General features: G+C 36.0%; 18 protein-coding genes. 8 read left to right on the plus strand and 10 right to left on the minus strand.

The window, feature by feature from the left end:
* Positions 1–27: 27 nt before the first annotated feature.
* Positions 28–666: a zinc dependent phospholipase C family protein gene (locus ACSG5Z_RS02900; protein WP_098856751.1), complete on the minus strand. Its 639-nt coding sequence runs from the start codon at positions 664–666 to the stop codon at positions 28–30.
* A 29-nt stretch (positions 667–695) separates the two neighbouring features.
* Positions 696–1,682 (minus strand): quinone oxidoreductase family protein, encoded by a 987-nt coding sequence (locus ACSG5Z_RS02905; protein ID WP_435710623.1) that lies wholly within the window; start codon positions 1,680–1,682, stop codon positions 696–698.
* 207 nt (positions 1,683–1,889) lie between these two features.
* On the opposite strand from ACSG5Z_RS02905, the gene ACSG5Z_RS02910 reads away from it, so the two are divergent.
* Together ACSG5Z_RS02910 and ACSG5Z_RS02915 are read left to right on the plus strand one after the other, a co-directional pair.
* Positions 1,890–2,468, plus strand: coding sequence for a sigma-70 family RNA polymerase sigma factor (locus tag ACSG5Z_RS02910; RefSeq protein WP_199695234.1), 579 nt, complete (start codon positions 1,890–1,892; stop codon positions 2,466–2,468).
* Positions 2,465–3,145: a DUF3600 domain-containing protein gene (locus tag ACSG5Z_RS02915; RefSeq protein WP_435710624.1), complete on the plus strand. Its 681-nt coding sequence runs from the start codon at positions 2,465–2,467 to the stop codon at positions 3,143–3,145. The genes ACSG5Z_RS02910 and ACSG5Z_RS02915 overlap by 4 nt, the downstream gene beginning before the upstream one ends.
* A 52-nt stretch (positions 3,146–3,197) precedes the next feature.
* Here the strand turns inward: ACSG5Z_RS02915 and ACSG5Z_RS02920 are convergent, their stop codons facing one another.
* The 4 genes from ACSG5Z_RS02920 to ACSG5Z_RS02935 all read right to left on the minus strand — a co-directional run bounded on the left by ACSG5Z_RS02920 (position 3,198) and on the right by ACSG5Z_RS02935 (position 5,391).
* The gene (locus tag ACSG5Z_RS02920; RefSeq protein ID WP_075310899.1) at positions 3,198–3,443 is read right to left on the minus strand and encodes a hypothetical protein; all 246 of its coding nucleotides are present in this window, start codon (positions 3,441–3,443) and stop codon (positions 3,198–3,200) included.
* Between the two features lie 150 nt (positions 3,444–3,593).
* A complete protein-coding gene (locus ACSG5Z_RS02925; protein WP_435710625.1) occupies positions 3,594–4,028 on the minus strand; it encodes a hypothetical protein in 435 nt (144 codons plus the stop codon).
* An 85-nt stretch (positions 4,029–4,113) separates the two neighbouring features.
* Positions 4,114–5,085, minus strand: a complete 972-nt coding sequence (locus ACSG5Z_RS02930; RefSeq protein ID WP_435710626.1) for an MBL fold metallo-hydrolase — start codon at positions 5,083–5,085, stop codon at positions 4,114–4,116.
* A gap of 96 nt (positions 5,086–5,181) precedes the next feature.
* Complete coding sequence (locus ACSG5Z_RS02935; RefSeq protein ID WP_002127081.1) at positions 5,182–5,391, minus strand: DUF3925 family protein; 210 nt, start codon at positions 5,389–5,391, stop codon at positions 5,182–5,184.
* Positions 5,392–5,615: 224 nt separating this feature from the next.
* Here ACSG5Z_RS02935 and bsaA point away from each other — a divergent pair, with 224 nt between their 5' ends.
* Positions 5,616–6,098: a glutathione peroxidase gene (bsaA, locus tag ACSG5Z_RS02940; RefSeq protein WP_097907121.1), complete on the plus strand. Its 483-nt coding sequence runs from the start codon at positions 5,616–5,618 to the stop codon at positions 6,096–6,098.
* Between the two features lie 82 nt (positions 6,099–6,180).
* On the opposite strand, the gene ACSG5Z_RS02945 is transcribed toward bsaA, so the two are convergent.
* Genes ACSG5Z_RS02945 through ACSG5Z_RS02955 form a run of 3 tightly spaced genes read right to left on the minus strand, consistent with a single transcriptional unit; the run spans position 6,181 to position 10,582 of the window.
* Positions 6,181–8,409: a transglutaminase TgpA family protein gene (locus ACSG5Z_RS02945; RefSeq protein WP_435710627.1), complete on the minus strand. Its 2,229-nt coding sequence runs from the start codon at positions 8,407–8,409 to the stop codon at positions 6,181–6,183.
* Positions 8,406–9,620: a DUF58 domain-containing protein gene (locus ACSG5Z_RS02950; protein ID WP_435710628.1), complete on the minus strand. Its 1,215-nt coding sequence runs from the start codon at positions 9,618–9,620 to the stop codon at positions 8,406–8,408. Before ACSG5Z_RS02950 ends, ACSG5Z_RS02945 begins: the two co-directional genes overlap by 4 nt.
* Positions 9,620–10,582, minus strand: coding sequence for an AAA family ATPase (locus tag ACSG5Z_RS02955; RefSeq protein ID WP_137036000.1), 963 nt, complete (start codon positions 10,580–10,582; stop codon positions 9,620–9,622). Before ACSG5Z_RS02955 ends, ACSG5Z_RS02950 begins: the two co-directional genes overlap by 1 nt.
* Positions 10,583–11,088: 506 nt before the next feature.
* Here ACSG5Z_RS02955 and ACSG5Z_RS02960 point away from each other — a divergent pair.
* The 4 genes from ACSG5Z_RS02960 to narI are packed head-to-tail and all read left to right on the plus strand — an operon-like array spanning position 11,089 to position 17,494.
* Entirely contained in the window at positions 11,089–14,772 is a 3,684-nt protein-coding gene (locus tag ACSG5Z_RS02960; protein ID WP_435710629.1) for a nitrate reductase subunit alpha, read from the plus strand.
* On the plus strand, positions 14,762–16,237 hold the full coding sequence (gene narH, locus ACSG5Z_RS02965; protein ID WP_435710630.1) for a nitrate reductase subunit beta: 1,476 nt from the start codon (positions 14,762–14,764) through the stop codon (positions 16,235–16,237). Before ACSG5Z_RS02960 ends, narH begins: the two co-directional genes overlap by 11 nt.
* 19 nt (positions 16,238–16,256) lie before the next feature.
* On the plus strand, positions 16,257–16,787 hold the full coding sequence (gene narJ, locus ACSG5Z_RS02970) for a nitrate reductase molybdenum cofactor assembly chaperone (RefSeq protein ID WP_435710631.1): 531 nt from the start codon (positions 16,257–16,259) through the stop codon (positions 16,785–16,787).
* Between the two features lie 17 nt (positions 16,788–16,804).
* Complete coding sequence (gene narI, locus ACSG5Z_RS02975; protein ID WP_435710632.1) at positions 16,805–17,494, plus strand: respiratory nitrate reductase subunit gamma; 690 nt, start codon at positions 16,805–16,807, stop codon at positions 17,492–17,494.
* 93 nt (positions 17,495–17,587) lie between these two features.
* Here the strand turns inward: narI and ACSG5Z_RS02980 are convergent, their stop codons facing one another.
* Positions 17,588–18,280, minus strand: a complete 693-nt coding sequence (locus tag ACSG5Z_RS02980; protein WP_046953630.1) for a Crp/Fnr family transcriptional regulator — start codon at positions 18,278–18,280, stop codon at positions 17,588–17,590.
* A 278-nt stretch (positions 18,281–18,558) separates the two neighbouring features.
* On the opposite strand from ACSG5Z_RS02980, the gene moaA reads away from it, so the two are divergent.
* Positions 18,559–19,572, plus strand: coding sequence for a GTP 3',8-cyclase MoaA (gene moaA, locus ACSG5Z_RS02985; protein ID WP_435710633.1), 1,014 nt, complete (start codon positions 18,559–18,561; stop codon positions 19,570–19,572).
* Positions 19,573–19,585 lie beyond the last annotated feature (13 nt).

A 19,585-nucleotide genomic window follows, 5' to 3' on the forward strand; every position in this document is an offset into this window, starting at 1 on the left:
AATCCCCCTCAAATATATTGAGGGGGATTACATGTTTGAAGGGGATTTTTCATTAGAGAGTTGATTAATAAAAAATGCCCCTTTTTCAATAGCTGTTTCAATATAACCAACGATTTGATCGAACGTAAATACTTGTAAGTTTTCATGTAAATGTTGCTCTGGATACAACATATCTTCAAAAAGATACTTTCGAAAAGCTAAAACGTTTTCTTTAGAAACCTCTTCAATATCTATAATGTGAGCCTCTTGATTGAGAAGAGAGAAGAGCCGTTGTTCTTTATCGTAATGATAAAGTAATTTTGCGTTCAATAATTTAAAGTCGTTGTAGTACATAGGCGCGATAGTTTCGTCATTTTCGATTCTGTTTTTAAGCCAAGGTAGAAAAAAGCCGCTTAGCCAATTATCATCGGCAATGAGGTGGGTGCAATAGCCTAGGAGAAAAGGGGACTCCATATAATCTTTATATTTATGAATAAATGATCCATAATCAATTCGTCTCGTATAGTCTTTTGTTGAGCCGGCGTAAAAATGTGAGGTGACTTTTTCTATCTTTGAATGCACAGCATCAGGGGCCACACCTCCAAGTATAAAAGAAGTTTTATCTTGAATCGATAATTTCTCGGCAATCCTGTTAGCGATAATAGCATGCATAATTCGTGATCCCATGAATGACACCTCGGTTTCAAGTATTCATTTCAGGAAGAGGACTGAACAGTTAGTATTACTTTCCCTGTACTTTTTCTACTTTCGACCCATTCATGTGCTTTCCCTGCATCTTGAAGTGGAAAAGATTTCGTAGCCTTAATTTGCAAACTTCCGTAACGTAAATAACGGAAAACTTCATTTGCAGTTTCTTGGAGTAGTTCAGGACGTTTTTTTCGTGTAGTACCAAAGCTAAAACCGAGTATAGAGCGGCAACTTGCGTGTAAATCTTTCGTTTGAAAGTTACCAATTTCACCGCTTGCATTTCCGAAATGAACGAGGCGACCGTAATAAGCAAGACATTTTAAACTTCTTTCCGAAACCGTTCCAGAAATAGAATCTAAAATTACATCGACCCCTTCGCCATTTGTCAGCTCATTGACTTTCTCTACAAAATCCTCATCCTGATGACAAATAACATAATCAGCTCCAGCATCTAAAGCTATTTTTCTTTTTACTTCACTCCCAACAGTACCAATAACAGTTCCAGCCCCTAATAGTTTAGCGATTTGAATTGCTGTTGTACCAATCCCACCAGCCGCTGCATGAATGAGTACAGACTCATCTTGTTGAAGCCTTGCAACATTTGCGAGTAAATTATAGCCTGTAAAAGATACAATCGGACAAGCAGCTGCAGTTTGAAAATCGACTTTATCAGGTAAAATGAAAGTAAGGTTTTCGTTTGCGACAACGTATTCTGTGTAAGATCCATTTTGAGGAAAAGCAATGACACGTTGTCCAGGATAAATATTTTTCACATGAGAACCGACACGTTCTACAATACCAGCGGCATCTATCCCTGGTATAAAAGGTAGTGCTTTATTTCCTTTTTTACCATAACGGGATTTAATATCGGCGAAATTTACACTAGTAGCAACAACGCGAATCAAAACTTGATCTTCTGAAATAGCCGGCATATCCACATCTGTATATTTCATTACTTCAGGACCACCGAACGACGTTACAATGATAGCTTTCATTATATATCCTCCTAAATTTGACTATATAAATCATTTTAAATGTTCATTAGAAATTGGAAAATTATATAATAGTTATGTGTGATTATAAGTGAAGCTTATGAACATATTGAATCATTATATTAATCTATATAAAAAAACTTTTGAAAAAATCGAACGAAATGTCAATTACTTGCCAATATATAGTGTAAGACAAAGGAGGGATGGTATATGAAGGTTGAAACAGTGTATACAGATTTGATCCAATTAACTTTATCAGGCAATAAAGAAGCATATAGCAAGTTGTATGATAAAACGATTCAAGAAGTATATAAAACAGCACATTTTTTAGTTGAAGATAAAACGGATGTAGATGATGTCGTTCAAGAAATATACATACAGTTATATGAATCGCTTCGTAAGTATGATAGCAAGAAACCATTTCGCCCTTGGCTAATTGGACTTGCGATTAAACAAATTCACTCTTATAGAAGAAAGAGGTGGATGCGATTACGAATTATAAAAAAAGCAGAAGAGCAAAGAAAACCGGAACAAATTGATTTTTCTAACGATGTTGTAAGTAAAATATCAAACAAAAAACTAATCGAACTCATTCATAAATTACCGTATAAATTGAAACAAGTTATTATCTTAAGATACTTACACGATTATTCACAAGAAGAAGTAGCACAAATATTACATATTCCAATTGGTACTGTGAAATCTAGAATTCACGCAGCATTAAAAAAACTACGTCAAATAGAGCAAGTAGAAGAAATCTTTTTAGGAGAGGTAGGGAATGTGAAATGAGTTTAGATTGCAGAATTAGAGAATCTATACAAGAGGAAGCGAATGGGATTGTTGCCCCGCCGGAGTTAAAAGAAAAGGTAATCGTTCAAATAAAAATGAATCACGGCGGGAGTAAGATGAAGAGACGCCTTATTGCAGGAGTGCTTGCAGCAGCATTTTTAATCCCAACGACTGGTTTTGCTTACCAATCTATTATGGCGGATGGTATATACGGGTCGTTTGAGAACTTAAAAAAACATGCCGGAGTGATGACATTAGAAGCGTATATGCGTTTTAATGCAAAGTTATCAGAAGCGAAAGACGAAATGGGTGCGAAGGAATATGAAGAGTTTACAAAAGAACTAAAGAAATTAACAAATGCAAAGCTTGCGTACGGGGATTCGAACGGTAATATTAATTATGATCAATTATCACCAGGAAAAAGAGAAGAAATGAAAAATTTAAGTATGAGCCTTCAACCATACTTTGATAGATTAAATGGTCATAAATCTAGTAAAGAAGTATTAACACAAGAAGAGTTTGACCGTTATGTGGAAGCTTTAATGACATATGAAATCGTACAAGTAAAGACAAAATCAACTGGTGGGATGAAAGTAGAAGAAGTACCTGAGGCGTATAAAGAAAGATTTATTAATGCGGAGCAGTTTATGGAGTATGTAGATGAAAAGGTGAGATAAGTAAAAAGCTCAAAGCCTAAGCTGTGAGCTTTTTTATTGAAACGTAAAATTATTAACCACCTATTCCTTTTGCTAGCGATAAGAAATATACAAATACTAGTATTACTGCATTTAATGCTGTACCAACTATTCCGAATAACCAATTCTTTGATGCGATTGCAAAAATAATACCGAGTAATGAAAGTATAGCTAGAATCACAATAATTAAAGTTAAATTTGCATTAGGTCCTCTTAAAATAAAGAAAGAACATATACTTGCAAGAAACGTTAGAAACGAGAAAGCACCTAATTTATACATAATAAGTCTCCTCTGGATAAAATGCATTGTGATCTAAATACAACCAATTTAATTTTAACATAATTCCCCTTTTTGTTTATATCGGCTTTTACAAGTAATATTAGATTTATAAACAAACTGACTTAATTAGCAACACTTAAAAAATGGTTATCAATTATATTTTTTCATATTTGCAGTATCTTTTTGTATAAAACAATCTAAAAGAGAATAGCCAGCTATTAAACTTATTATCGTAACAAAAGTAGTATTTATAAGAATAATATTAGTTAAATAAGGCAGGTATGCACCAACTGGTGAAAAGAGTAGAGCTGGAGAAAAGGAAATGAATAGCGTAGGCACAGTAATAGCGATAAATTTATCCGGTTGAAAGCGCCAGTTTTGTTTACTTGTTTCGCGATTAATGGATTGAAGGAATCGTAATAAAATGCCAACTATAAGAGGGAAGAGTGTAAAGTAGAATAATCTTGGATAAACGTTAAAGTTTGCCTGCGCATCTGTATCTAAATAAAATTGAATTTTCACTCCGACAAATAATAATAAGACGATAAATAAGGTAAAGCAGAGGTATAGCATTACTTTTTGCATTGTATTCCACCATCCTTTACTCAAAATATATTCAAAAAAAGAAGAGATATACAATAACTACTGTTGTATATCTCTTCTTTTACGGTTATTTAATAGTGGAGTTTGCTTTTTCTTGCTTCGTGAAATAATCTATAATGCCCATCGCACTAATTTCTATATCTAGATGTAAAATGTTATAAACAGAATGATCTGATGGAACGTTTAACTTTGTAAGATGAGAAGAGATCTTATCCATTAATACAGTGTGTAAAGCTTTAGTCGCTTCATCGAAATCATTATACTGTTCAAAGACTTCTTTACCAGTATGAACAAAAATAGGTAGCCAATGTTCCAGTTGGTTATATACTTCTGTAACATTGGAGGATGCACCGTAATGACCGAAATAAATAGTATCTACATTCATACTTTGAATGTGATTTTTAGAAGCAATCATCGCATCTGGTTGGAATTGTGAAGGGGACGTTGATGGTAAATATAGTTCGACACCAACGTCTGCGAGTTCTCTATAATAAATTCCAATTGTATCGCCAGTAAAAATACCGTTTGTTAATGAATCGTGAATGCTAATATGGTGTTTAGCATGTCCCGGTGTATCGTAAAATGTAAGTGTACGGTCTTCGGCAATTTTTAACGTATCACCATTTTGTACAATACGAACACGTTCTTCTTCTATAGGAAGAATTGGATCAAATAGTTTATCGAAATCTTCTTTGTATACAGCTTTTGCGCCTAAAATGAGTTTTGTTGGATCAATCATATGACGAGCACCGCGAGAATGCACATATAAAGTAGCGTTTGGGCATTTTTCCATCATTAAACCAGCAGCACCGGCGTGATCTAAATGAACATGTGTAACGATAATGTTTTTAACTTCGTTTAAATCAATATGTAATTGTTGTAAGCCGTCTAAAATATACGGAATAGAAGGGGCTGCACAAGTTTCAATTAAAGTAATATCGTCACCTACTAAAACGTACGTACCTGTTCGTTCATTATGTTGTAAATCAAAATCATCAATAAGATATAGGTGAGAAGATAATTGCTCTACTTTTTTCATCATTACCACTCCTTATTTACTGTATGTTTCTATTATACGCTAAAATAGAAAAAAGGCAGAAAACGAAAGCTCGTCTTCTGCCTTTTTAAAGTGTTATTATTTCGTTTGTTCTTTATTGATAGACATAACGAACAGTCCAACTATGCCACCAACGATTGGAAGCATAATTTCTCCTGCTAAATTAAAGTAGGAGCTTAAAAATAAACCATTTACATCGATTACCCAGCCAATCACATACAATAACATCATATATAGTACGAAATAAAACTCGCGATTTGAAATCGTTTCATGTTGTGCAGTTTTCATAATGAACACCATCCTTTTCTTTTATAATGGAATATAAACTGTCACATTTTGTTCACAATTTAATTGTAAAACTTTCCATCATAAAAGTCTAGTAGTTTGTGTCGAATTTTCGAACAGAAATAAAGCGCTATCATATCGGGGGGTAAGTACGTAATAAGAGCTGTATATTCATGAATGTAGTATAGTATAAACATAGAATGATAGTGAAGAGAGGGGTAAGGAAAATGACAGTTTATGATTTTTCAGCTAAAACGATAACAGGAGAAGATAAATCGTTAAAAGATTACGAAGGAAAAGCACTTCTTATTGTAAATGTAGCTAGCAAGTGTGGTTTTACACCGCAATATAAAGGTTTACAAGAAATATATGATAAATATAAAGACCAAGGACTAGAAATACTCGGTTTCCCTTGTAACCAATTCGGAGGACAAGAACCAGGTACAGAAGCAGATATTACTAGTTTTTGTGAATTAAACTATGGTGTGAATTTCCCGATGTTTGCAAAGGTTGATGTGAAAGGTGATAAGGCACATCCTCTGTATACATACATGACAGAACAAGCTCCAGGTTTACTCGGTATGAAAGCAGTGAAATGGAATTTTACTAAGTTTTTAATTGGAAAAGACGGGAAAGTAGTAGGGCGTTTTGCGCCGCAGACGAAGCCGGTGGATTTAGAGGTTGAGATTGAGAAGGTACTTGGAGAATAACTAGAAGTTTCACTTTATTAAAAAAGCCTTAAAGAACAATGTAGTTCTTTAAGGCTTTTTCCATCAACTCACATTATCAAGATTAAATCGCTGAATGGAAGTCATTTGATTTAGGCGGAGAGGCTGCTTTTTTCATAAGAATTTCCCATAAGTATACGGATTTCTTCCATTCTGCTACGGCCTGTCCCTTTTGATACATAGCGTTCTCATAACTGAAAGTAAGTTGTTGCATATCGGCCGAGTTGTAAAGTGTATCGATGTGGAGAGCATATTCTCGGAATGTTTGACTTTCCCCACGTGGTATACCAATTCTGCCAAATTGTTTTAAAAGTGCACCGTAAGCTTTGCTATAAACAGCATCATCTTTTCGGTATTTGTAAAAAAGAATAATAAAAAATGTAATCCATTTCATTCTATTAGCGAAGAGAATGTATCCGATGATACTAATTAGTATCGTAGAGAGGAATACGTACCACCAAGAAAGTCCATTTTTAGAATTTGTAAGCTTTTTAGTAGGAGCGTCTTCTGTATCTTCAATTAAACTTTTGAGCTTTGCTTCATTGTTTCTTTCGTGCATTTGCGCATTTTGAGACTTAGTTTCTTCGCTATTTTGTAAAGTAGGAGCAGGAGTATTGTCTGTGAAATTATAGGGATTGGTAAATCCTTTTGTTGGTTCGAATGGAATCCATCCGTATCCTGGGAAATATACTTCGACCCAAGAGTGTGCGTTATCGTTCGCGATTTTATATACATCCTCACCTTCTGCACCAACTAGTGTGTTATCAAGAGTTCCTTCTGTATAACCTTTTACCCATCGAGCAGGGATCCCAGCAGAACGAAGTAACACAATCATAGATGTCGAAAAATTATTACAGTAGCCGCTTTTTGTATCAAAAAGGAATTGATCAACATAATCTTGATTTTTGGCAGGGAACAACACATTCATTGTTTCATATACGAAAGAATGGTCGGTGAAGTAATTTTCAATAGCTAATACTTTATCATATCGGTTGTCTTTATCATTTGTTAGATTAACAGCTAAGTCTCTTACTCGCTGCGGTAATGATTCGGGAAGTTGCGTGTACTTTGTCATGAAATAAGGATTTGTTTCTTGGCCTTCATTCGTGTTTACAGCTTTCAATTTTTCTATGGAAAACTCCGGGATCTCATACGTTACTTTATATGAATTTAAAGTAGTAGAGGAGTCTCCGTGCATCGTATAGATTTTTTCTGAAAAGGGGTCAACGCTGTATGATACATCTGAAGAAGCCTCAACTGATACTAATCCTGCTGGATAGGTAAGGTGTGGATAACTTTTTTTCATGGTGATTGTTGCCTCAGTGGCCTCCGTTTTTGTATTTTGTTCGTACCAACTCACGACGTCGTTTTTATTTTTAAAAGAAACCTTTTTTTGATTTTCAGAAACTTCCCAGCCTTTTCCTGTATAAAAATCTTTCGTTTCGACTCTCCAATATTGTTTGTTTTGCGTTTGTGCTGTGAAAACAATTGTAGGATCCGCCTTAAAAGGACCGCCTAATCGCGAATCATCTAAACCATACCCAATTTTAGAAACTTCTTGTTTTTTACTTGCTTCGGATGTGTTGAATTTTAAAAAATCCATTGGGTTTGGCCATTGAGGGCCAAATTTTGGAACAAAGTATGCGATAGTTGCTGACAATACAATAAATATTGTAAGAGGTTTAAGTAATTTTGAGATTTCTCTAGCATAATTTTGTAAGTGTTCCATCTCTTTTATTCGTTCTATGCGGAGAAGACTAAGCATAAAAAAGCCGATGACAACAGTACGAATAATAGCGTAGTTTGCATGATATAAATGTAAGTTATGAAAAACGGTGATATAAATAATAGTCAATATAAGAAATAACAGCCCACGTTTTTTATGAATCATCCAAAAAGAGATGAAAGCACTCAAAAACCAAAAGGATAAAAAAAATAAAAGTGTTGGAAAAACTGGAGAAACCTCTAGCAAATTCCCCTGAAATAACAAGGAGGAATTTTGAGAAATATCAGTAAAAAAATTCATTAGCCAAGATGGATTTATAAAAGCGTTTTTATAATACAGGAAATGAATGATGAATAAAATTGTGAAGATTTTTATTGGAATCTGCCATCTTGTTTGAAAAAATGAGAGAGTGAAGCAAATCCCTATAAATATTACAAAAATATCTAATCTACCTACGTTTGTAATACCTATAAGGGGCCGTAGCCATTCTAGTAAAAGTAGAAATGCGCATGCATACATGAAAAATCTAGTCATATTTAATTGTTTTTTTGTCTGTAATGTTATCATTTGCTCACCTCAAAAAATACGTTTGTATACTGGTTTCCATAAACCACATTTAAAAATATTTTTCGTTTTTGTAGAGTTTCTAGAATACTAAGTTCTCGATGTGAGAGTTGATTCGCTTTTTCTTTTACGACAAACACCATTAATTTTCTATTTTTAATCGCAGCAAAGTCAGCTGTTTTTTGAATATCGGGAGAAAGATCGCTTGACACGAGTATAATCGTTACAGGCTCATAAATTTTTCTTAATTCCATTTCAACACTTCGGGAGAGCGGCAATGCACTATCTGCTTGTACTTTCGCTAAATGACAAAAGATTTGATGTAACTGACTATCTCCATTGTCTAAAGGGAAAAAAGTTCGCTCTTTTCCGAAAGACACGAATGACGCTGGTGAATTTTGCTTCAAGACAGCCCTGACAATAGAAGCAGTAAATGTGACGACTGATTCGAATAGAGGGGATGAGGTTCTGTCCATGAATATCATAATATTATGGCTGCGCTGTTGTTCAAATTCTTTCGTCATAATATTGTTTGTTCGTGCAGTTGCTTTCCAATCAATCCATGAAAAGCGGTCACCGGGTTTATAGTCTCTCACACCGACAGAAATGGTAGAGTCTTTTACTAAGTTGATATTTGCTGAAAGTGCTCCTTGTTCGAAATGATTTTCCGGTTGTCGATATGTTATATCTACATACTGAGGGTAGACTAAAAATGTATCTGGAACTGAAAAAGTTATTTCCTTCTCTATCATACCGAATAAATCGCCAGTTTGGACACGTACGCTCGAAAAAGAGTGCTCTCCTCTAGGAATTGTGTCAATTGCATATTGAAATGAAATATTTCGTTTCCATCCTGGAAAGAGTATTACTTTATTCATTTTCGTTTGTTTACAATTTGTAAATTGTGATGGCAGTTCATCTTCTATAATTAAATAAAGTAAGGGGAAAGGAAATTTTCTTTTTATTGTAATGGTGCTTACAAATGGTTCTCCTGCAGCATATTCGTCTTGATTTGTTATACGTTTTACTTCAGCGTTCCGTAAAGCATAGAAGGGGAGTAATAGTGAATAAAGGCCAATAGGAATCAGACTGTAAAACAAAAACCAACTTACAAATCCTCCTTGAAGCATAGCGTATACAAATGTTAAGACTAGGCATAAAGGAATGAGTGATAACTTAGTAAAATGATAGATTGATTGTAGTATTCGTTTCATCAAAGGTTCATCTTCCTTTGAGTCGGTACGGTAGTTCGTGCAACGATTTTTGCGATAACTTGTTCTCCTGTAATTCCTTCAAATTTTGCTTCCATTTTTAGAATAAGTCTGTGAGCCAATACGTAAGGAGCTAAAAATTTAACATCGTCTGGAATAACATAATTTCTTCCATGGATAAAAGCATAAGCTTGTGAAGCTTTCATTAAAGCAATCGAGCCACGTGGACTTGCACCAAGTTGTATAGAACTATAAGAACGAGTCTGACTAACAAGTTTTACAATATAATGCTTGATTGACTTGTCCATACTTACTTCCCGTACACTTTGTTGTAAATAAAGTAATTCTTTTATTGTAGTAATAGCTTGTAAATGGGAGAGAGGATTCGTTTTTTCCATTCGGTTTAAAATTTCAAATTCTTCTTCTTGTGTAGGATATCCCATTTTTAATTTCAACAAGAAACGATCGAGCTGGGCTTCTGGTAAAGGATATGTTCCCTCATATTCGACCGGATTTTGTGTAGCCATTACAAAGAATGGTTTTGGTAACGGTCTTGTCCTGCCATCTATTGTAATATTGCCTTCTTCCATACTTTCAAGTAAGGCAGATTGTGTTTTGGGAGATGTACGATTAATTTCATCAGCAAGTATAAAATTCCCCATGATTGGTCCAGGCTTGAACTCAAATTGGAGCTCTTTCGGGTTGTAAATAGAAACACCTGTAACATCTGACGGCAGTAAATCAGGTGTGAATTGAATGCGCTTGTAATCAGCATCAATAGATTTAGAAAGCGCACGTACTAACATTGTTTTCCCAACGCCAGGCACATCTTCTAATAGTACATGACCTTCAGCTAAGAGAGCTGTCAAAGCTAAGATCGTTTCTTTTCGCTTTCCGACCATTAACTTTTCAATATTGGTAATTATTTTTTCTATAATGGGATGTAATGAATCAAGCTGGTGCATCGTAATCCTCCTAATGGGTTATTATCGTTTTCTAATCTATTTAGTGGAAAATAGAATTTATCTTTCTATTTGCGAGTAGTGAAACTCTTATCTTTAATTCTAAGAATATTCAGATTATTTATCTAATTACATCTAGTATAATTGTTTCCGTAACTTAGGGCAATATGGTAAATAATGATTTCTAGTTTTATGTGAAATATGTCTGGATATAAAATAATATCGTGAAGAAAAAATTCAAAACTCTGTTTCATATATTTATAAAGAAAAACGTAGGGGTTTCTCCTACGTTTTTTCTTTTGCAAAATAGTCGATACCTCAAAATACTATTCTCCTAATAATTTAGATAAACCATAAACTTTTACAACGGAACAAAAGATTTTCTCACAAACTTATTTTCTACTGAATTTTTGACAATCTCTTGAACTGTGCGAAATGTCACATCTGTATTTTACAACCTCTCTTATAGTAAGGGTATGGAAGAGAGACGTATTTAAGGAGTGAACAGTATGAAGAAGAAACCTTCAGCACTAATGAGACGTTTAAAATATTTTTCACCAATAGATCGTTATAACGATAATCATACACAAGAAACATATGAAGATCGTGAATGGGAGAATGTGTACAGAAAGCGTTGGCAGCATGATAAAGTAATTCGTTCTACACACGGCGTGAACTGTACTGGCTCATGTAGTTGGAATATTTATGTGAAAGATGGAATTGTAACTTGGGAAGGGCAGGAGCTTAACTATCCGACTACAGGTCCTGATATGCCTGATTTTGAACCGCGAGGATGTCCGCGTGGAGCAAGTTTTTCTTGGTATATTTACAGTCCACTTCGTGTGAAATATCCGTATGTACGTGGTGTTCTTTGGAATATGTGGCAAGAAGAATTACAAAATAACGAGTCACCACTAGACGCTTGGAAAAGCATTGTGGAAAACCCTGAGAAGGCACGTACGTATAAGCAGGCGCGTGGTAAAGGGGGATTCATTCGTGCGAATTGGGATGAAGTGTTACAACTCGTTTCTGCTTCATTACTATACACAGTAATGAAATACGGTCCAGACCGAAATGTTGGTTTTTCACCAATTCCAGCTATGTCGATGTTAAGTCATGCAGCTGGTAGTCGCTTTATGCAACTTATGGGTGGACCGATGCTTAGCTTCTATGATTGGTATGCAGATTTACCACCAGCTTCTCCTCAAATTTGGGGCGATCAAACAGATGTACCAGAAAGTAGTGACTGGTATAACTCTGGTTACATTATGACATGGGGTTCAAATGTACCGATGACGAGAACACCAGATGCACACTTTTTAGCAGAGGTTCGATATAAAGGAACGAAAGTCGTTTCTGTCAGTCCTGACTTCGCTGAATCTACAAAGTTTGCGGATGATTGGATTAGTGTGAAACAAGGTACAGATGGTGCGCTTGCGATGGCAATGGGGCACGTAATCTTACAAGAATTTTACGTAGATAATCAAGTGGAATACTTCACAAAGTATGCGAAACAATATACTGATTTTCCTTTCTTCGTCACATTGAAACAAAAAGGGGATCAATTCGTTGCTGATCGTTTCTTAAATGCTTCTGATATTGGACGCGAAACGAAGTTAGGGGAATGGAAACCTGTACTTTGGAACGAGAATACGAATGATTTTGCAACACCTCACGGCACAATGGGGTCACGTTGGGATAATGAAAAGAAATGGAACTTACGTTTAGAAGATGAAGAAACAGGTGAAAAGATTGATCCACGTCTTTCTTTACTTGGAATGGAGGATAGTGTTCAAACTGTACAAATTCCGTACTTCTCTGATGATGGAAACAAAGTATTAGAACGAACAATTCCAGTGAAAAAGGTTATGACAGAAGAAGGTGAAGTGTTCGTTACAACTGTATACGACTTAACGTTAGCAAATTACGGTGTGAACCGAGGACTTGGCGGACAAGAGCCGAAAGACTTCAATGATGACGTACCGTTTACACCTGCATGGCAAGAGAAAATGACAGGAGTAAAACGTGAGCTTATTATTCAAATCGCTCGTGAGTTCGCACAAAATGCTGTTGATACGAACGGTCGCTCAATGATTATTGTCGGAGCTGGTATTAACCATTGGTTTAACTCTGATACGATTTATCGCGCAGTTTTAAATCTTGTACTTCTCGTCGGAGCGCAAGGTGTAAACGGCGGTGGTTGGGCGCATTACGTTGGTCAAGAAAAATTACGACCAGCGGAAGGATGGCAAACAATCGCGATGGCAAAAGATTGGCAAGGGCCACCAAAATTACAAAACGGTACATCTTTCTTCTATTTCGTAACAGATCAATGGCGCTATGAAGATACACCAGTGGGACATTTAGCATCACCAGTGGAAGGCAACTCTCGTTATCAACATCACGGTGATTACAACGTATTAGCGGCACGACTTGGCTGGTTGCCTTCGTATCCGACATTCGAGAAAAATGGGATTGAATTATATAAAGAAGCTGTTGCTGCTGGTGCAACAACGCAAGAAGAAATCGGGAAATACGTTGCACAAAAATTAAAAGAAAAAGAACTGAAATTTGCGATTGAAGATCCAGATAATAAAAATAACTACCCGCGCAACTTATTCGTATGGCGTGCAAACTTAATTTCAAGTTCTGGTAAAGGACATGAATATTTCTTAAAACATTTGTTAGGTACGACAAACGGATTAATGAATGACGAAAGTGATTCGTTACGACCAGAAGAAATTAAGTGGCATGAAGAAGCACCAGAAGGGAAGTTAGATTTACTCATTAATTTAGATTTCCGTATGGCTGGAACAGCACTTTATTCTGATATCGTCTTACCTGCTTCAACTTGGTATGAAAAGCATGATTTAAGTAGTACAGATATGCATCCATTTGTACATCCATTTAATCCAGCAATCGGTTCGCCGTGGGAAGCGCGCTCTGACTGGGACATTTTCACTTCTCTTTCTAAAGCTGTGTCTGATTTAGCGAAGAAAATCGATCTTGAACCAATGAAAGAAGTTGTTGCAACACCACTTCTTCACGATACACCACAAGAATTAGCGCAACCACTTGGCAAGATTAGAGATTGGAGCAAAGGTGAGTGTGAACCGATCCCAGGTAAAACGATGCCACAAATTCATGTTGTCGAAAGGGATTATAAAACGATTTATGACAAAATGACTGCGCTAGGACCAAATACCGGAAAACAGCCAATTGGCACGAAAGGGATTTCTTGGTCTGCCGAAAAAGAATATGAGCAATTAAAGAGCCGATTAGGAGTCGTTCGAACGGATTCTATTGCGAAAGGTTGCCCAGACATAAAAGAAGCAATTAATGCTGCTGAAGCGGTATTAACACTTTCTTCTACAACAAACGGTCATATGGCTGTAAAAGCATGGGAAGCACTTGAAAAACAAACGGATTTAAAACTACGTGATTTAGCAGAAGAACGTGAAGAAGAATGCTTCACATTCGAACAAATTACAGCGCAGCCGAAAACAGTAATTACTTCTCCAGCATTTACAGGTTCAGAAAAAGGTGGACGCCGTTATTCACCATTTACTACAAATGTAGAACGTCTCATTCCTTGGAGAACAATCACTGGTCGACAATCTTTCTATTTAGATCATGACATGATGAAAGAATTTGGTGAAACGATGGCAACATTTAAACCAATTCTGCAACATAAGCCGTTCTGTAAATCACGGCCTGAAGTAGAAGGGAAAGAAATTACTTTAAACTATTTAACACCACATAATAAGTGGTCAATTCATAGTATGTATTTCGATTCATTACCGATGTTAACGCTATTTAGAGGTGGTCCAACTGTTTGGATGAATAAAGAGGACGCTGCAGAAGCTGGCGTTGCAGATAATGATTGGATTGAGTGCTTTAACCGTAACGGAGTTGTTGTAGCGCGTGCTGTTGTAACGCACCGTATACCGAGAGGAATGGCATTTATGCATCATGCGCAAGATCGTCACATTAACGTGCCTGGTACGAAATTAACAAGCACCCGCGGGGGAACGCATAATAGTCCAACCCGTATTCATGTGAAACCGACACATATGATTGGCGGATATGGTCAATTAAGCTATGGATTTAACTACTATGGTCCGACTGGTAACCAGCGTGACTTAAACGTAGTAATTCGTAAACTGAAGGAGGTAGATTGGCTTGAAGATTAAAGCACAAGTCGGAATGGTAATGAATCTAGATAAATGCATCGGCTGCCATACTTGTAGTGTAACGTGCAAAAACACCTGGACAAATCGTCCAGGTGCTGAATATATGTATTTCAATAACGTAGAAACGAAACCTGGTATTGGTTATCCAAAGCAATGGGAAGATCAGGATAAATATAAAGGTGGCTGGGAATTGAAAAATGGTGAAATTCAGCTGAAATCCGGTTCAAAAATGAAGCGCCTTATGAATATTTTCCACAATCCAGATCAACCAACAATTGATGATTACTTTGAACCTTGGAACTATGATTATGAAACGTTAACAAATAGTCCGCAGCGTAAGCATCAACCAGTTGCTCGTCCGAAATCAGCAATTACGGGTGAATTTATTGACAAAATTGAATGGGGTCCAAACTGGGAAGATGATTTAGCAGGCGGACATATAACAGGATTGCAAGACCCGAACGTAAAGAAAATGGAAGAAGAAATTAAAACGGATTTTGAAAATGTCTTTATGATGTATTTACCGCGCATATGCGAACACTGTATGAATCCATCTTGTGTATCTTCGTGTCCATCGGGTGCGATGTATAAACGTGAAGAAGATGGGATTGTCCTTGTAGATCAAAATGCATGTCGTGCTTGGAGATTCTGCGTATCTTCTTGTCCGTATAAAAAAGTGTATTTTAACTGGCAAACGAATAAAGCTGAAAAATGCACAATGTGCTTTCCGCGTATTGAAGCGGGTATGCCAACGATTTGTTCGGAAACATGTGTAGGACGTATTCGATATATTGGGGTAATGCTATATGACGCTGACAAAGTAAAAGAAGCGGCGTCTGTTGAAGATGAAAAAGATTTATATGAATCTCAGCTTACTGTTTTCCTAGATCCAAATGATCCAGAAGTAGCAGCTGAAGCGAAAAAACAAGGGATTCCTGAAGAATGGATTAAAGCGGCACAACAGTCGCCAATCTATAAAATGATTATCGATTGGAAAATCGCTCTACCTCTTCATCCAGAGTATCGTACAATGCCAATGGTTTGGTATATCCCACCGCTTAGCCCAATTATGAACATGGTGGAGGGGAAAGGTAGTAACTGGCAAGCAGAAGAGATTTTCCCTGCTATTGATAATATGCGTATTCCAATTCAATATTTAGCGAATTTACTCACTGCAGGAGATGAATCACATATTCGTCTTACGTTGAAAAAAATGGCTGTTATGCGAACGCATATGAGAGCATTGCAAATTAATAAAGAACCAAATGAATCGGTATTAAAAGAACTCGGCTTAACGAAACAGGATGTAGAAGATATGTATCGTCTTCTTGCTATCGCGAAATATAAAGATCGCTTCGTCATTCCTACATCTCACCGCGAACAAGTTGCAGATTTATATAACGAACAAGGGAGCTGTGGTTTATCTTTCGCAGGTGGCCCAGGCTCTTGCACGACAATTTCTTAAATAATGGGGGCGGAAAAATATGAAACAAAGTTTACAAACTGCTTTTTCATGTTCTTCATTCCTTCTTTCCTATCCGGAACTCGGGTGGAGAGAAGCTTTAACTGAATTGCAAGAAGAGATTGAAGCGATTGAACAGGAAGACGTTAAAGCATCACTTACAGCATTTATAAAGCAAGCGCTGAATAAAATGGATGATCAATTAATTGACTGTTACGTATATACATTTGATTTTGGTAAAAAGACAAATATGTATTTAACTTATATGAACACAGGCGAACAAAGAGAAAGAGGTATTGAATTACTAGAGTTAAAGCAGCATTATAAAAAATCTGGTTTTGAAGTAACAGATAAAGAACTACCTGATTATTTACCGTTATTACTCGAGTTTTTTGCCAATGCAAATGAGCAAGACAGTGAAGAAATTATGAGTAAATACAAGGAAAACATACAAGCATTACACGTTCAGTTAAAAGAAGCAGATAGTATGTATGAACCAATTCTTGCGGCTGTTCTACTCGCTATCGATACATGGGGTGTACAGACAAATTAGAAAGGAGAGTTGTCAAAATGATGGATCAATTTCTATGGGTATTGTTTCCCTATATCATTTTTGCAATCTTTATCGGTGGGCATATTTTCAGATACAACTATGATCAATTTGGATGGACATCAAAATCTAGTGAACTATTAGAAAAGAAAATGCTCCGAATCGGAAGTCTATTATTCCACTTTGGGATCATGTTCGTAATTGGCGGTCATGTTATGGGGATTTTAATTCCAGAGGCTGTATACCGTTCAATAGGTATTTCGGAGCATATGTATCATGTAGTAGCAATTAGTTTCGGACTTCCGGCAGGTGTTGCTTCTATCATCGGTTTAATTATATTAACGTACCGCCGCGTAACAGTAAAACGTATCATTGCAACGAGCACAAAGGGAGATTATATTGCGCTTATTTTATTACTTATCGTAATGCTAGCAGGGCTTTCCTCAACATTTTTAAACATCGACTCAAAAGGGTTTGATTATCGTGCAACGATCGGTCCTTGGTTCCGAAGCCTTTTCATTTTCCAACCGAAAGTTGAATATATGATGGAAGTACCTGTATGGTTTAAAATTCATATTCTTGCAGGAATGGGGCTTTTCGCAGTATGGCCATTTACAAGACTAGTACATGTATTTAGTGCCCCAATTAAATATATAAGCCGTAGTTATGTAATTTACAGAAGACGTATTCCAAATGAATTGAAAAAATAATGTTGTTTTATATGTTTAGTAACTTATAAAGAAAGCCGAGATCTAATTGGAGACCTCGGCTTTCTTTATAGGTATAAGTATCTAAATAAGACGCTAATCAATACTACAAACAGAGGCAGAGCAATCTTCACATGCAATTTCACATTTTAAAAATTGTAAATCGTGGATTGTAATCTTTCCTTTATGAATAGAAATTGTACCTTGCTTTTTTAATTCATTTAACATCCGATTTACACTTTCGCGTGAAGTTGCACAGAAATTAGCGAGTTCTTGATTCGTTAACGGTAAATCGATGAGAATACCATTTTCTTTTAATACACCGTAACTATTTGTCATTCGAATGAGGGTAGAATAAAGGGCACCTTTTTTGCCGTGTAATACTAAATCTCGGAACTTCGTTTGCATTCTTCTTAAATGTTCACTAATCCATTTCATAAATTCAAATACAAGTGCGGGCTTTTGGAGTAATTCTCTTTCTAACGCTTCACGCTTTATAACGCCTACTTCAACATCTTCAAGGCATTTTGAATTTAATAAATACTTCGCATCGTCCGTGAACAATGTTAATTCTCCAATAATGTCATATGCCGAACAAATTCGAAGTGTTAATTCTTGTCCGTCAGCACTAAGTTTACTAATTTGTACTTTTCCTGAGTGGATAATATAGAGTTCGGTTGCCTCCATACCTTCTTGAAAAATAAAACTACCTTTTTTTATCTGCATTTTATATTCAACAGATGCAAGTAATTCCTTTAAATCTTGAGATAATTTCATACTGTTTGTCACAGCAATCACCTTTCTTCTTATAAGCAATCCATTTCCTATTTTGAGTGTAAGTATGCTGAAAATGCAAGAGCTATTTCAAAATTGATGTAAAATTTCAATGACCGCAAGGAGTAGGCACTGAAGATGTGAACAAAATTTGAACGGATTTGTGAAGAATTTTTGAATGGGGAAAGTGATGTGAGAAAAGTCACATTGAATATGTATCTTATTTTTTATAATAAAGGCAAATGAAAAATTGAAAACTTACTAAGGATTGCAGCAGAAAAGAAGGGATATAGATGCACGAGAAAATGAAAGATTCTTTAGAACGTCCACTTCAAGATTTACGTATTTCAGTTATTGATCGTTGTAATTTTAGGTGCACATACTGTATGCCTGCTGAAGTGTTCGGATCTGATTACGCTTTTTTACAGGAAGAGTTTTTATTAACTTTTGATGAAATAGAAAGACTAGCTAGATTATTTATAAGTATGGGAGTTGAAAAAATTAGACTTACTGGCGGTGAACCGTTATTGCGTAAAGACTTACCGAAGTTAATCGCTAGACTTACAAAGCTAGAAGGTTTAAAAGACATTGGGCTCACAACAAACGGAATTCATTTAGCAAAACAAGCTCAGGCGTTAAAAGACGCGGGATTAAAACGTGTAAATATTAGTTTAGATGCGATAGAGGATCACGTCTTCCAAAAAATTAATGGAAGAAATGTAAGTACAAAACCGGTATTAAAAGGAATTGAAGCAGCAAAGGCTGCAGGATTAGAAGTAAAGGTAAATATGGTCGTAAAAAAAGGAATGAATGATAGCCAAATTCTTCATATGGCTCGTTATTTTAAAGAACAAGAAATTCAGCTTCGTTTTATTGAGTTTATGGATGTGGGCAGTACGAACGGATGGAACTTTGAACAAGTTATTACGAAGGAACAATTAATAGAGAAGATCAATCGCGTATATCCGATTGAGCCTGTTCAACCTCGTTATTTTGGAGAAGTTGCGAAATTGTATCGATATGTAGGGAGCGATGCCGAAGTTGGATTTATTCCTTCAGTATCTGAGTCATTTTGTTCTTCTTGTACGAGAGCTCGTATTTCGGCAGACGGCAAATTTTATACGTGCTTATTTGGAGAAAAAGGAACGGATTTGCGAACGCTTCTTCGAGAAAATATTTCGGATGCCTCACTATTAAAAATTTTACAACATACATGGCGATATAGAACAGATCGATATTCAGATGAAAGAACGGTGGAAAGTACAAATAAACGTCCAAAAGTTGAAATGTCATACATTGGCGGATAGCGAAAGGAGGATT

This window comes from Bacillus pretiosus, assembly GCF_051294775.1.
Classification (GTDB): domain Bacteria; phylum Bacillota; class Bacilli; order Bacillales; family Bacillaceae_G; genus Bacillus_A; species Bacillus_A wiedmannii.